We start from the raw sequence: 13,744 nt of genomic DNA, 5'->3' as shown, positions 1-13,744 counted from the left end.
CACCCCCAGTTACCCACCACAGGGTGAAACCGCAGGTCACCACCCCTGTGTCGGGCCGCAAAACCACCGTAACCCACCCTCCAACGCCTGTGTATGTGACCGCCGTCACTCGAACTTTCTCGAAGGTTGCCCGTCCGCCCCGGCGCACACCCCGCTGAGCTGCGGAAACAGCAGTGGCCGCCGCCCAGGAGAGGACGACGGCCACTGCGGGTCACTGGAGGACCACTCGGATGGGCTCAGGCGTGGACCTGCACCCCTGCGGTGTTGCGCTTGCCCCGCCGCAGGACCAGCCACTTGTCGTGCAGCAGGTCCTCCTTGGCGGGTACCCAGGCCTCGTCGGTCACCTTCGCGTTGTTCACGTAGGCGCCACCCTCGTTGACTGTGCGCCTGGCCGCTCCCCTGCTGTCGGCCAGCCCAGAGGCGATCAGCAGGTCAACGATCGTTGGCCCGTCAGCGAGCCGGACCGTGCCACTAGGCGCTTCCGCCATCGCGGCGTCGAGCGTCGAGAGGTCCAGCTCGGCGAGTTCGCCCCTGCCGAAGAGGGCCTGGCTCGCAGCGATCACCTGGGTCGTCTCACGCGCCCCGTGCACGAGGGTCGTGAACTCCTCCGCGAGCCGCTTCTGGGCGGCTCGCAGGTGGGGGCGTTCCGCGGTGTCCTGTTCGAGGGCCTGGATCTCCTCTTGGCTCAAGAAGGTGAACAGCCGCAGGTAGCGCAAGACGTCGGCGTCGCCCACGTTCACGAAGTACTGGTACCACGCGTACGGGGAGGTCAGTGCGGGGTCGAGCCACACGTTGCCACCGCCGGTGGACTTGCCGAACTTGCGACCTTCGGCGTCGGTGACAAGAGGCGCGGTCAGCGCGTGCACGGAGGTGCCCGCCACCCGCCGGGTCAGTTCCACGCCGCCGATGATGTTGCCCCACTGGTCGGAGCCGCCTACTTGGAGCTTGCAGCCGTATGCCTCGTGCAGGCGCAGGTAGTCGTGGGACTGCAAGAGCAGGTAGCTGAACTCGGTGTAGGACATGCCGTCGGACTCGAGGCGGCGCTTGACCGTCTCCCTGGCGAGCATCACGTTCACCGAGAAGTGCTTGCCGGTGTCTCGTAGGAAGTCGAGGACGGACACGTCGCGGGTCCAGTCGAGGTTGTTGACCACGACGGCACCGGTGGGCGAGTCGTCGAAGTCGACGAACCGCTCGAGCTGGCCGCGGATGCGGTCGGCCCACTCAGCGACCACGTCGAGGGTGTTGAGGGTCCGCTCACCGGTGTCGCGGGGGTCCCCGATCATGCCGGTGGCCCCGCCCGCGAGCACGATCGGCCGGTGCCCCGCGCGTTGGAAGCGGCGCAGCATCAGCAGGGGCACCAGGTTGCCCGCGTGCAGGCTGGGCGCGGTGGGGTCGAAACCCGCATAGAGGGTGAGTGGGCCCGCGTCGAGGTCCTTGCGCAGTGCGTCGAGGTCGGTGGACTGCGCGATCAGACCGCGCCAGGTCAGCTCGTCGAGGATGTGTTCACTCACGGCCGCTATCTTCCCTGCCGCTTACGGTCGCCGACCACCGGGTTTGCGCTACCGGGTGGGTACCACCCGCACAACGCCCCTCTTACCGCCGCGGCGGTAGGAGCTCACGGCCTTGGAGCCGTCGACCCAGAACCGCCAGGGGACGTCGATGGCCACGGCAACACCTACGCGTGGGCCGACGCGGATCTGGTCGGGTTGGACGGGGTCGCCCCTATAGAGGCGAACGGGAGAGCTCGGGTCGGTCAGGTCTATGCCGTTGTGGTCCGCCTTGAGGCCGAGCACGGAGGTGAGGCGGGCGGGTCCCTTGGCGAGTTCGGCATCCGAGCGGGAAGCGGGTCTCCGGGCGCGGGCGAGCTCTAGGCCGCTGATGACCTCACCCGCGCGTAGTAGAACCGCACCGGGCACGCCATCGGTCAGGGACACCACGTTGGCGCAGAAGTGCATGCCGTAGACGAAGTACACGTAGAGGTGCCCGGCGGGACCGAACATGACCTCGTTGCGCGGGGTCTTACCGCGGTAGCAGTGGGAGGCCGGATCGTCTCCGCCGCGGTACGCCTCGACCTCGACGATGCGGACTTCGACCGTGCCTTCGGCGCTGTCGGCTCTAAGAGTGGCGTTGAGGAGGAGCTTCGAGGCGTCGACGGGGTCGACGGCGAGGTCTTCGCGGGTCAGCACGCGGCGCGCCAGGCGACGTCTTGGAGGTACGCGGCGTCTGCCTCGGACAGGTCGACCAACGTGCTGTCGAGTTCCCCTAGGACGCCTTCTGAGTCGATGGCTTGACCGGTGATGCGTCGGGAGCGTCCCCGCGGATCCAGCCCTAAGAGGGTGGCAGTGAGCACGCACGCGGCCAAGTAAGAGCCCGCTGGAGCGGGGTGGCTGGCATCTTCGTCGTGGAGGACCAGGTCAGGGCGCTCGGTCAACGCGGTGCGCCACGCAGTGCCGACCGGCGACACAGCGACATCGAGCTCCTTGCCGATAGAGGTGTAGGCGTGTGCCAAGGCGTGCTGCGCGTCGGGGTCGTCTTGCCTGGCCCAGGTCATGTAGAGCACTGGGGTCGCGCTAGTGCCGGCGACGTCGGCTATGGCGGAGCGGACAGACGCGTGGAACTTGGCGGAGTCTTGTGGTCGGGGTATGCCGTCGACCAGCAACTCGCCGCCAAGGGTGCTTTGTTCCTGCAGGACGATGTAGTCGAAGCCGTCGCGTAAGGCGGCTGCGGGTGCGCCTGACGCCCAGGTCTCCCCGAGGACCGCGCCGGGTGTGGCGATCGTTGCCACGGCCACGGCGCGGTCGGGTCGCGCCAAGGCGACCACCAGCTCGGGGAGGTTGTGGAAGTAGGTGAAGCTGTTGCCGACGAAGAGGACGCGGGTTACTTCCGGATGACCTGCTCCGACCACGTCCGGTACTCCTCGACTCGTCGCACGACCCGCTCGCGCTGCTCCGCGACCCGCTGGGGCGCGGTCCCACCGTACGCGTCGCGCGAGGCGATCGAACCGGAGACCGTCAGCACGTCCCGCACCTCGGGAGTCAACGCCGGGTTGACCGCCGCGAGCTCGTCGTCGGAGAGGTCTTCAAGACCGACTCCGCGCGCCTCAGCGCGGCGCACGCACTCCCCCGCCGCCTCGTGCGCGACGCGGAACGGCACACCCGCGCGCACGAGCCACTCGGCGATGTCGGTGGCCAAGGTGAAGCCCGCCGGTGCCAGCGCCGCGAGCCGGTCGGTGTCGAAGGTCAGCGTGCCGAGCATGCCCGCCATGGCGGGCAGCACGAGTTCGAGCTGGGCGATGGAGTCGAAGACCGGCTCCTTGTCCTCCTGCAGGTCCCGGTTGTAGGCCAGCGGCTGGGCCTTGAGGGTGGCCAACAGGCCGGCGAGGTTGCCGATCATGCGGCCGGACTTGCCCCTGGCGAGCTCGGCGACGTCCGGGTTCTTCTTCTGCGGCATGATCGAACTGCCGGTGGCCCAGGCGTCGTCGAGGGTGGCGTAGCCGAACTCGGCGGTGGTCCAGATGATCACTTCCTCGGCGATCCTGGACAGGTTCACGCCGAGCATGGCGACCACGAAGCCGAACTCCGCCGCGAAGTCGCGGGCGGCGGTGCCGTCGATGGAGTTCTCGGTGGGGGCGTCGAAGCCGAGTTCCTTGGCGACCGCGGCCGGGTCGAGGCCCAGCGACGAGCCTGCGAGCGCGCCGGAGCCGTAGGGCGAGATCGCGGTGCGGTGGTCCCAGTCCTGCAGGCGGTCGACGTCGCGCAGCAGGGCCTGGGTGTGGGCGAGCAGGTGGTGCGCGAGCAGCACGGGCTGGGCGTGCTGCAGGTGGGTGCGGCCGGGCATCGGCGCGCCCGGGTGGCGGTCGGCCTGGCTGACCAGTGCCGCGATGACGTCGAGGGTGCCGCCCGCGACCAGCCGGGCCGCGTCGCGCAGGTACATGCGGAACAGGGTGGCGATCTGGTCGTTGCGGGAGCGGCCCGCGCGGAGCTTGCCGCCCAGGTCGGTGCCCGCGCGGTCGATCAGGCCGCGTTCGAGCGCGGTGTGGACGTCCTCGTCGGCGGCCACGGGGGTGAAGGTGCCGTCGAGGACGTCGCGCTCGAGGGTGTCCAGAGCGGCGAGCATGCCGGTCAGCTCGGCGTCGGTGAGCAGGCCCGCGCGGTGCAGGACCATCGAGTGCGCTCGGGAACCGGCGATGTCGTAGGTGGCCAGTCGCCAGTCGAAGTGGGTCGACAAGCTCAACGCGGCCATGGCCTCGGCGGGTCCGGAGCTGAACCGCCCACCCCACAGAGCGGTGGGTTCCTGCTGACTCAACGAAGGGTCCTTCCTGGACGGGCGCACCCGGGCGCGGCAGGCGGACCTGTCCGCGCCCGGGTCGGGATCAGTGGTGCAGGGAGCGCTTGGCGGCGATCTTCGACGGCAGGCCCCAGAGCTGGACGAAGCCCTTGGCCAGCGACTGGTCGAAGGTGTCGCCCTCGTCGTAGGTGGCGAGGTTGAAGTCGTAGAGCGCCTGCTCGGAGCGGCGGCCGTTGACCACGGCGCGGCCGCCGTGCAGCACGACCCGGACGTCGCCGGTGACGTACTCCTGGCTGCGGGCGATGAAGGTGTCGAGGGCCTCCTTGAGCGGGGAGAACCACAGGCCGTCGTAGACCAGCTCGGTCCAGCGCTGCTCGACGCCGCGCTTGAAGCGGGCCAGGTCGCGCTCGACGGTGACGTTCTCCAGCTCCTGGTGGGCGGTGATCAGCGCGATCGCGCCGGGCGCCTCGTAGACCTCGCGGCTCTTGATGCCGACCAGCCGGTCCTCGACCATGTCGAGGCGGCCGACGCCCTGGGCGCCCGCGCGCCGGTTGAGCTCCTGGATGGCCTGCAGGACGGTGACCGTCTCGCCATCGATGGCGACCGGGACGCCCTTGTCGAAGGTGATGACCACCTCGTCGGCGTCGCGCGGCTCGGCCGGGTTGGCGGTGTAGTCGTAGACGTCCTCGGTGGGCGCGTTCCAGATGTCCTCGAGGAAGCCGGTCTCGACCGCGCGGCCCCAGACGTTCTGGTCGATGGAGAACGGCGACTTCTTGGACACGTCGATGGGCAGGTTGCGGTCCTCGGCCCAGGCGATGGCCTTCTCGCGGGTCCAGGCGAAGTCGCGGACCGGGGCGATGACCTTGAGGTCGGGGGCGAGGGCGCCGATGCCGACCTCGAAGCGCACCTGGTCGTTGCCCTTGCCGGTGCAGCCGTGCGAGACGGTGCTCGCGCCGTGGTACTTGGCGGCCTCGACCAGGTGCTTGACGATCACCGGCCGCGAGAGCGCGGAGACCAGCGGGTAGCGGTCCTGGTAGAGGGCGTTGGCCTGCAGCGCGGGCAGGCAGTACTGCTCGGCGAACTCGTCGCGGGCGTCGGCGACGACGGCCTCGACCGCGCCGCACTCCAGTGCCCGCTTGCGGATGGTGTCGAGGTCCTCGCCGCCCTGGCCGACGTCGACGGCGACCGCGACGACCTCGGCCCCGGTCTCCTCGGCGATCCAGCCGATGGCCACCGACGTGTCGAGCCCACCGGAGTAGGCCAGTACCACCCTGTCACTCATTGTTCTCTCCTCGTTTTGCCACGTCGTTGCTGCCCGTGCGGGCGGCCATCGCGGTGAACCGGTCGGCCAGTTCCAGGCCGGTCACCGGTTCCCGGCAGATGACCATGAGGGTGTCGTCGCCCGCGATGGTGCCGACGACCTCGTGCAGTGCGGCCCGGTCGATCGCGCTGGCCAGGAATTGCGCGGCACCGGGCGGGGTTCGCAGGACGGTCAGGTTCGCCGAGCCGTCCGCGGAGACGAGCAGTTCGGTGAGCAGGCGGGTGAGCCGGGAGGTGCCGCCCTGCACGCCGCGCACCGGGTTGCCGTCCTCGGGGATGACGTAGACCGGGGCGCCGCCGTCGGCGCCGCGCAGCTTGACCGCGCCCAGTTCGTCGAGGTCGCGCGAGAGGGTGGCCTGGGTGGCCTCGATGCCCTCGGCGTGCAGCAGGGTGGCGAGCTCGGTCTGGCTGCGGATGGCGCGTTCGCTGACGAGTTCGACGATGCGGGCCTGCCGGGCGGCCCTGGTGGCGGCCGAGGTGGTCACGGGTGGGTCACCAGCCAGCTCAGCAGGGCCTTCTGCGCGTGCAGCCGGTTCTCCGCCTCGTCCCACACGGCGCTGGCAGGCCCGTCGAGCACGTCGTCGGTGATCTCCCAGCCGCGGTGGGCTGGCAGGCAGTGCAGCACGATCGCGCCGGGGGCGGCCTTGGCCAGCAGGGCCGCGTCGATGCGCAGCGTGCGGAACGAGCTGACCCGGTCGCGGCCGTCGTTCTCCTGGCCCATGGAGGTCCAGGTGTCGGTGACCAGCACGTCGGAGCCGTCGACGGCGGCGTGCGGGTTGTCGAGGACGGTGACCGAGCCGCCGGTCTCCTCGGCGCGCTTGGTGGCGTCGGCGAGGATGTCCTGGCGCGGTTCGAAGCCCGCCGGGGCGACGACGCGCACGTGCATGCCAGCGGTGGCGCCGCCGAGCAGCAGGGAATGTGCCATGTTGTTGGCGCCGTCGCCGAGGTAGGTGGCGGTGACGCCCGCGAGCGTGCCGTGCCGTTCGCGGATGGTCATCAGGTCGGCGAGCACCTGGCAGGGGTGGAACTCGTCGGTGAGCGCGTTGACGACCGGGATGCGGGAGGCCGAGGCCATCGCCTCGATGCGCTTCTGCGCGTAGGTGCGCCAGACGACGACGTCGACGTAGCGGGACAGGACCCGGGAGGTGTCCTCGATGGTCTCCTCGCGGCCGAGCTGCATGGTGCGGCCGTCGACGATCACCGAGGTGCCGCCGAGCTGGGCGACGCCCACCTCGAAGGACACCCGGGTGCGGGTGGAGTTCTTCTCGAAGATGGCCGCGACGGACTTGCCCTGCAGGGGGCGGTGCTCCAGCGGGGTGGCCTTGAGCCGGTCGGCGAGGTCGAGGATCTCGCGCTGCTCGGCGGGGGTCAGGTCGTCGTCGCGGAGGAAGTGCCTGGGCATGTCAGGCCTCCGCCGGGGTGTTGGCGGCCGCGGTGTCGAGGATCGCGGGGAGGTCGGCGATGAACTCGTCGGCCTGCTCGTCGGTGAGGATCAGCGGCGGGGCGAGGCGGATCGCGTCGGCCTGGACGTTGTTGACCAGGTAGCCCTTGGCCGCGGCGGCGTTGGCGACCGCGCCGGAGATCGGCGCCTTTAGCGCGACCCCGAGCAGTAGGCCGCTACCGCGAACGCCAGCGATAAGAGGGTGGTCGAGCTGCTCTATGCCCGCGGTGATGTCTTTGCCTAGGGCGGAGACGTGCTCGAGGAGGCCGTCGGCGGCGATGGTGCGTAGTACCGCGAGACCCGCTGCGGCGCAGACGGCGTTGCCGCCGAAGGTGGTGCCGTGGTGTCCTGCGGCGAAGAGGTCGGCGGCGGCGCCAACGGCCACGCACGCACCGAGCGGCAGCCCTCCCCCGAGCCCCTTGGCCAGGGTGAAGACATCCGGTGTGATGCCCGCCTGCTGGAAGGCGAACCAGCTGCCGAGGCGTCCGATGCCGGTCTGCACCTCGTCGAGGATCAGCAGCGTCCCGGCGGCGCTGGTGATCTCGCGGGCGGCCTGCAGGTAGCCGTCGGGGGCCGGGACGACGCCGCCCTCGCCGAGGACGGGTTCGAGGATCACCGCAGCGGTGTCGCTGTCGACGGCGGCACGCAGTGCTTCGACGTCGCCGAAGGCGATGTGCTCGACACCGGGGATCAGCGGCTTGAACGGGTCGCGCTTGGGGGGCTGGCCGGTGAGGGTCAGGGATCCCATGGTGCGGCCGTGGAAGGCGCCGTGGGTGGCGATGACCTTGGGGCGGCCGGTGAGCCGGGCCAGCTTGAAGGCGGCTTCGTTGGCCTCGGCGCCGGAGTTGCTGAACACGACCTTGGCGCCACCGGTGAGGCCCGCGATGTCGAGCAGCGCCTCGGCGAGCTCGACCGCGACCGGGTTCACGTAGAGGTTCGACGTGTGGGCGATCGTGCTGATCTGCGCGGTGACCGCGGCGACGACGGCGGGGTGGGCGTGGCCGAGCGCGTTGGTCGCGATGCCGCCGAGCAGGTCCAGGTAGCGGGTGCCCTCGGCGTCCCACACGTAGGCGCCCTCACCGCGCACGATGGTGAGCGCGGGTGTGCCGTAGTTGTCCATCAGCGCGGACTTCCACCGCGCCTGCCCGTCCAGGTTGGACTCGATCATCGCTACTCCCCCTCGTCCGGCAGCACCATGGTGCCGACGCCGCCGCTGGTGAACACTTCGAGCAGAACCGAATGCGCGAGCCTGCCGTCGATGACGTGCGCGCGCGGGACGCCGCCGGTGACCGCGCGCAGGCAGGCCTCCATCTTGGGGACCATGCCGCTTTCGAGCCCCGGCAGCAGAGTGGCCAATTCGCTCGCGCGGATCTCGTGCAGCAGGGACGAGCGGTCGGGCCAGTTCGCGTAGAGGCCCTCGACGTCGGTGAGCACTACGAGCTTCTCCGCGCGCAGTGCGATCGCCAGGGCGGCGGCCGCGGTGTCGGCGTTCACGTTGTGGGTCACGCCATCGCGGTCGGCGGCCACAGTGGACACCACCGGGATCCTGCCCGCGTCGACGATGTCGAGGACGGCGGCAGGGTTGACTTCGACGACGTCGCCTACGAGGCCGAGGTCCACTTCTTCGCCGTTGATGACCGCGGTGCGCCGTTCCGCGGTGAAGAGGTGGGCGTCCTCGCCGGAGATGCCTACGGCGTAGGGGCCGTGCTGGTTGAGCAGGCTCACCAGTTCACGGCTGACCTGCCCGGTGAGAACCATCCGGACGACGTCCATCGCTTCCGGGGTGGTGACCCGCAGTCCCGCGCGGAACTCGCTGGCGATGCCCATCGTATTGAGCATGGCACCGATCTGCGGGCCGCCACCGTGCACGACGACCGGGCGTAGGCCCGCCAGGCGGAGGAAGACCATGTCCTCGGCGAAGGCGCGCTTGAGTTCGTCGTCCACCATGGCGTTGCCGCCGTACTTCACTACGACCAGTGCGCCGTGTAGGCGCCTCAGCCATGGCAGGGCCTCAATGAGGACGCGTGCTTTTTCGGCTGGGGTGGTCATGACGAGTAAGCGCTGTTCTCTTCGACGTAGGCGTGCGAGAGGTCGGTGGTGAGGATGGTTCCTGTGCCGTCACCCGCGTGCAGGTTGATTTCCACGAGAATGTCGCGGCCGGAGAGGTCAGCCTCAGAGCGGTCTTGACCGCGGCCACCTGCGCGGCACACCTCGACGCCGTTGAGGGTGATGTCGAGCTTGGAAGGGTCGAACTGCGTAGGCGCGTTGCCCACGGCCATAGCGATACGGCCCCAGTTCGGGTCACCCGCGAAGAACGCGGTCTTGCACAGGTTGTCGACCGCGACCGTGCGGGCGGCGGCGACTGCCTCGGCGTCGGTCGCAGCGCCTCGGACGGTGATGGTGACGTGCTTGGTGACGCCCTCGGCATCCGCCTGAAGCTGGGCGACCAAATCCGCGCAAACTGCGGTAAGAGCCTCGGCGAAGGCTGCGGGGGTTACCTCGACGCCGGAGGCCCCGGAGACCAGGAGCAGCACGGTGTCGTTGGTCGAGGTGCCGCCGTCGACGTCCAGGCGGTTGAAGGTCGACTCGACGGCAGTGCGCAGGGCGGCGTCCACCGCGCTCGCGTCGACCGACGCGTCGCTGGTGATGACGCTGAGCATGGTGGCCATGTTGGGCGCGCACATGCCCGAGCCCTTGGCGAAGCCGCCCACGGTCCAGCCGTCGGGGTGGGTGAGAGCGGTCTGCTTGGGGACGGTGTCGGTGGTCATCACCCCCGTCGCCGCGGCGAGACTCGCGTCCGCGCCGGGCGCGAGTTCCTTCGTGGCGAGGTCGATCCCGGAGCGGACCGCGTCCATGGGGAGGCGCTCACCGATGAGACCGGTTGAGCACACCGCCACGTCGATCGCACCGACGCCGAGCACATCGGCGACCTTCTCGGCGGTGGCGTGGGTGTCCTGGAAGCCCTCGGGGCCGGTGCAGGCGTTGGCGCCACCGGAGTTGAGGACGACCGCCTTAAGGGAGCCGGAGGTGAGGACCTGGCTCGACCACAGCACGGGCGCGGCCTTGACCTTGTTGCGGGTGAACACCCCGGCGGCCGCGGTCGAGGGACCGTCGTTGACCACGAGGGTCAGGTCGGGCTTGCCGTTGGACTTGATGCCCGCGACGACCCCGGCCGCCCGGAACCCGGCGGCCGCGGCCACCCCGTGGTCCCGGTTGATGTTCCCGCTCACGGCGCGACCCCCACTGAAGACAGGCCCGCCGTCTCCGGGAGGCCGAGTGCGATGTTCATGGACTGCACAGCGGCACCAGCGGTGCCCTTGGTCAGGTTGTCGACGGCGGCCACCACGACCAACCTCTGCAGGTCTTCGTCAACGGTGACCTGGAGGTGCACGGCGTTAGAGCCGAGAACAGCCGCGGTGGTCGGCCACTGGTCTTGCGGCAAGAGGTGGACGAACGGCTCATTGGCGTAGGCGCGCTCGTAGACCTCTCGTACGTTGCCGGTGCCTGTCAGCGGGGCCGTGCAGGTGGCGAGAATGCCGCGCGGGAGAGGCGCGAGGACTGGCGTGAACGAGACGTTGACCCTGCGGCCTGCGATGGCGCTGAGGTTCTGGATGATCTCGGGCGTGTGCCTGTGCAGACCACCAACACCGTAGGCACTGAGGGAGCCCATGACCTCGGACCCCAAGAGGTGCGTCTTCAGGCTCTTACCCGCGCCGGAAGTTCCCGACACCGCGACCACTACGACATCGTCGGTGATGAGCCCGTGCTCGACAGCCGGCGCAAGAGCCAGTGAGCTGACCGTTGGGTAACACCCCGGCACTGCGACGCGCTTGGTGCCCTTGAGCTGGTCGCGCCCGTTGGGGAGCTCGGGCAGGCCATAGGGCCAGTGCCCGGCGTACGGGGACCCGTACCACCGCTCCCAGTCGTTGGCGTTGGTGAGCCGGTGGTCGGCGCCGCAGTCGATGACCAGGGTGTCCGGCCCGAGTTGCGCGGCGATCTCACCCGAGTGACCGTGCGGGAGCGCGAGGAACACGACGTCGTGCCCGGCCAGGGTCTCGGCGGTGGTCTCCACCAGGACCCGGTCGGCCAGCGGCAGCAGGTGCGGTTGCAGCTGCCCGAGTCGCGTGCCCGCGTTGCCGCCCGCGGTCAGCGCGCCGATCTCGACCTCGGGGTGGCCGAGCAGGAGCCGGAGCACCTCGCCCCCGGCGTAGCCGCTCGCCCCGGCCACCGCTGTCCGCACCGTCATGTGGATGAGTATGCACGTTCATGCAAAACCACTCAATCCACTATCCCCCGATCGTGAACGCCGCCACATCGGGGGCCACGCGGCGTCAGGCGACCGGCGGGAGGTCCAGGTGCTCGCGCAGCGTCGTGCCCTCGTAGTGGGTCCGGTAGATCCCGCGTTCCTGGAGTTCGGGGACCAGGTGGGTGACGACGTCGTCGATGGTGCCCGGGAGGCGGTGCGGGGTGAGGTTGAAGCCGTCGACCGCGCGAGTGCGGACGTAGTGGGCCCATTCGTCGGCGACGCGGGTTGGGGTCCCCACGAAGACACGCTCGCGGGGGTGGATGGCCAGGACGAGCTCGCGGATGGACAGGTTCTTGTCCTCGGCGAGTTGGCGCCACTCGCGGATGCGGTCGAGCTTGCCGGTGCGGTTGGCTATGGAGATCGTGCCGCGCGAAGGATCGAGTTCGCCCTCTTCAGGATCGATGTCGGGTAGTGGGCCGTCGGGGTCGTAGGCGGACAGGTCTTTGCCCCAGTACTGCTCCAGGAAGCCAATAGCGCGTTGTGGGTTGAGCTGCTCCCGGCGAAGCCACTCCGCTCGTTCGGTCGCTTCGGCGTCGGTGGCGCCTAGAACCACGCCAGCGCCGGGGAGGATGCGCAGGGAATCCGGGGAGCGGCCGTAAGAGGCAAGGCGGCGGCGTAGGTCTTCGGCGTACGCGACCGCCTTGTCGTACTCGGTGTTGGCGGAGAACACGACATCGGCGTGCTGGGCGGCGAGGTCGCGACCGCCAGGTGAATCACCTGACTGGAAGAGCACCGGGCGACCCTGGCGGCTGCGCGGCAAGGTCGGCACCACAGCCAACTCGACGAGATCCGTGTGCCGTTCGACCGCTCGGATGGATCCGGGTCGGGCCCAGGAGTCGGTGCCGTCGATGGCGTCATCGGCCCAGGAGGACCAGATCGCCTTGGCGGCCTCGACGAACTGGGCGGCGCGGTCGTAGCGGCGGTCGTGGGCGAGCCAGCCGCCGCGGCGGAAGTTCTCGCCGGTCCAGGCGTTGTCGGTGGTGACGACGTTCCAGCCCGCCCTGCCGTCGGAGAGCAGGTCGAGGGTGGCCAGTCGGCGCGCCAGGTCGGCGGGGAAGTTGTAGGTCGCGTTCTGGGTCGCGACCAGGCCGATGTGGGTGGTGGCGCCCGCGAGCGCGGCGAGCTGGGTGATCGCGTCGGGTCGACCGGCCACGTCGGTGGCCAGGACGCGGCCGCGGTTCTCCCGCACCCGCAGCCCCTCGCCGAGGAAGAAGGCGTCGAACAGGCCGCGCTCGAGCGTGCGGGCGATCTGGACCACGGTGTCGATGGACGTGTGGTCGGCGTTGCCCGGGTCCGACCAGGCGTACTGCTGGCCAACGCCGGTGTAGAAGACGCCGAGGTGCAGGCGTGGCCCGGTCATCGGGTGCTCCCCTCGAAGCGGTTGGTGGGCTTGACCAGCCCGAGGCTCGCCCGCAGCGTGTCGCCGGGGGCGGGCCGGTCCAGGGCGGGGACCACGTGCTCGACCAGCAGCGGCAGGTCGACGGCGAGCACAGCGGGGTGCAGCCGCACGCCGTCGAAGGTGTCCGCGAGGTCCGACAGCAGCGCCACCAGCCCCTCGGCGGACCCGGTGTAGCGGGTGCGGCGCGTGGTCCACGGGGTCGCCCGGTTCAGGTCGGCCAGCCGCGACGCGGCGGGTCGGTGCGCGTCGAGGACCACCTCGACCTCGGCGAACACCAGCCCGGCCCCGGTGTCCCGTGCCGCTGCCGCCCGTTCCCGCAGCCGATCCTGCCCGCCGACCAGCGCGATGTCGGCCGCCACGCCCAGGGTGTCGGCGGCGAGCACGACCGGTTGGCCCTGCGGCGGCCGCGGCGTGATCAACGGGCCCTTCACGCTGAAGGAGGACCCGGCGAAGTCGACGTGGTGGACCTTGTCCGGGTCGAGGTAGCGGCCCGTGGCGACGTCCTTGATGACCGCGTCGTCTTCCCAGGAGTCCCACAGCGCGCGCACGGCCGCGACCACCTCGGCGGCTTCACCCGGCGGTCCATCGGTGCCGACCGTCGCGAGCTCGGCGGAGTCGGAGCCCTCGACGACCCAGGCGGCACGACCGTGGGTGGCGTGGTCGAGGCTCGCGATCTGCGCCGCAACGTGGAACGGCTCGGTTGTCGCGGTCGGCACCGACGGCGCTAGGCCGATCCGCGTGGTCGTAGTGCTCGCGAACGCGGCGCGGCCGACGGCTTCCAGCCTGCCCGCGACGTCGACCCCGATGCTCGGCGGCACAGGTGAGTCGGCGAAGGTGGCGAGGGTGAAACCGCCCTCTTCGGCTGCCGCGATGATCTGGCGGAGCGGGCCGGGTTGGATCACCGCGGCAGGGTCCGCCCCACTGGCCCGCCACGCGGCCGGGTGCGCGCCCGCACCGTCGAGTTCGACCGCCAAGAACAACGCCATGTTCC

Annotated in this window: 13 protein-coding genes; all 13 read right to left on the bottom strand. The window is 70.3% G+C overall.

Going from position 1 to position 13,744, the window contains the following annotated elements; all coding sequences use genetic code 11:
- Positions 1 to 236: 236 nt before the first annotated feature.
- Complete coding sequence (tyrS, locus tag JOD54_RS16215) at positions 237 to 1,511, bottom strand: tyrosine--tRNA ligase (RefSeq protein WP_204451331.1); 1,275 nt, start codon at positions 1,509 to 1,511, stop codon at positions 237 to 239.
- A 48-nt stretch (positions 1,512 to 1,559) separates the two neighbouring features.
- Entirely contained in the window at positions 1,560 to 2,186 is a 627-nt protein-coding gene (locus tag JOD54_RS16210; RefSeq protein ID WP_307860099.1) for a DNA-3-methyladenine glycosylase, read from the bottom strand.
- Positions 2,180 to 2,905, bottom strand: coding sequence for a hypothetical protein (locus JOD54_RS16205; RefSeq protein WP_204451330.1), 726 nt, complete (start codon positions 2,903 to 2,905; stop codon positions 2,180 to 2,182). The genes JOD54_RS16210 and JOD54_RS16205 overlap by 7 nt, the downstream gene beginning before the upstream one ends.
- Positions 2,878 to 4,305 carry an argininosuccinate lyase gene (argH, locus tag JOD54_RS16200; protein WP_204451329.1) on the bottom strand — a complete coding sequence of 476 codons (1,428 nt, stop codon included), beginning with the start codon at positions 4,303 to 4,305 and terminating at the stop codon, positions 2,878 to 2,880. The genes JOD54_RS16205 and argH overlap by 28 nt, the downstream gene beginning before the upstream one ends.
- Positions 4,306 to 4,372: 67 nt before the next feature.
- Positions 4,373 to 5,569, bottom strand: a complete 1,197-nt coding sequence (locus JOD54_RS16195; RefSeq protein WP_204451328.1) for an argininosuccinate synthase — start codon at positions 5,567 to 5,569, stop codon at positions 4,373 to 4,375.
- Complete coding sequence (locus tag JOD54_RS16190) at positions 5,562 to 6,092, bottom strand: arginine repressor (protein ID WP_204451327.1); 531 nt, start codon at positions 6,090 to 6,092, stop codon at positions 5,562 to 5,564. The genes JOD54_RS16195 and JOD54_RS16190 overlap by 8 nt, the downstream gene beginning before the upstream one ends.
- Complete coding sequence (argF, locus tag JOD54_RS16185; protein WP_204451326.1) at positions 6,089 to 7,009, bottom strand: ornithine carbamoyltransferase; 921 nt, start codon at positions 7,007 to 7,009, stop codon at positions 6,089 to 6,091. The genes JOD54_RS16190 and argF overlap by 4 nt, the downstream gene beginning before the upstream one ends.
- A gap of 1 nt (position 7,010) precedes the next feature.
- A complete protein-coding gene (locus tag JOD54_RS16180; RefSeq protein ID WP_204451325.1) occupies positions 7,011 to 8,216 on the bottom strand; it encodes an acetylornithine transaminase in 1,206 nt (401 codons plus the stop codon).
- Between the two features lie 2 nt (positions 8,217 to 8,218).
- Positions 8,219 to 9,097 carry an acetylglutamate kinase gene (gene argB, locus JOD54_RS16175; RefSeq protein ID WP_204451324.1) on the bottom strand — a complete coding sequence of 293 codons (879 nt, stop codon included), beginning with the start codon at positions 9,095 to 9,097 and terminating at the stop codon, positions 8,219 to 8,221.
- Complete coding sequence (gene argJ, locus JOD54_RS16170) at positions 9,094 to 10,278, bottom strand: bifunctional glutamate N-acetyltransferase/amino-acid acetyltransferase ArgJ (protein ID WP_307860097.1); 1,185 nt, start codon at positions 10,276 to 10,278, stop codon at positions 9,094 to 9,096. The genes argB and argJ overlap by 4 nt, the downstream gene beginning before the upstream one ends.
- Entirely contained in the window at positions 10,275 to 11,294 is a 1,020-nt protein-coding gene (gene argC, locus JOD54_RS16165; protein ID WP_204451323.1) for an N-acetyl-gamma-glutamyl-phosphate reductase, read from the bottom strand. The genes argJ and argC overlap by 4 nt, the downstream gene beginning before the upstream one ends.
- 85 nt (positions 11,295 to 11,379) lie before the next feature.
- Positions 11,380 to 12,714: an NtaA/DmoA family FMN-dependent monooxygenase gene (locus tag JOD54_RS16160; RefSeq protein ID WP_204451322.1), complete on the bottom strand. Its 1,335-nt coding sequence runs from the start codon at positions 12,712 to 12,714 to the stop codon at positions 11,380 to 11,382.
- Positions 12,711 to 13,739, bottom strand: a complete 1,029-nt coding sequence (locus tag JOD54_RS16155) for an LLM class flavin-dependent oxidoreductase (protein WP_204451321.1) — start codon at positions 13,737 to 13,739, stop codon at positions 12,711 to 12,713. The genes JOD54_RS16160 and JOD54_RS16155 overlap by 4 nt, the downstream gene beginning before the upstream one ends.
- Between the last annotated feature and the right edge of the window lie 5 nt (positions 13,740 to 13,744).

Origin of the sequence: Actinokineospora baliensis, assembly GCF_016907695.1 — a bacterium.
GTDB lineage: Bacteria > Actinomycetota > Actinomycetes > Mycobacteriales > Pseudonocardiaceae > Actinokineospora > Actinokineospora baliensis.
Note: the sequence above shows the minus strand (reverse complement) of the source record. Positions and strands in the feature narration are given on the sequence as shown.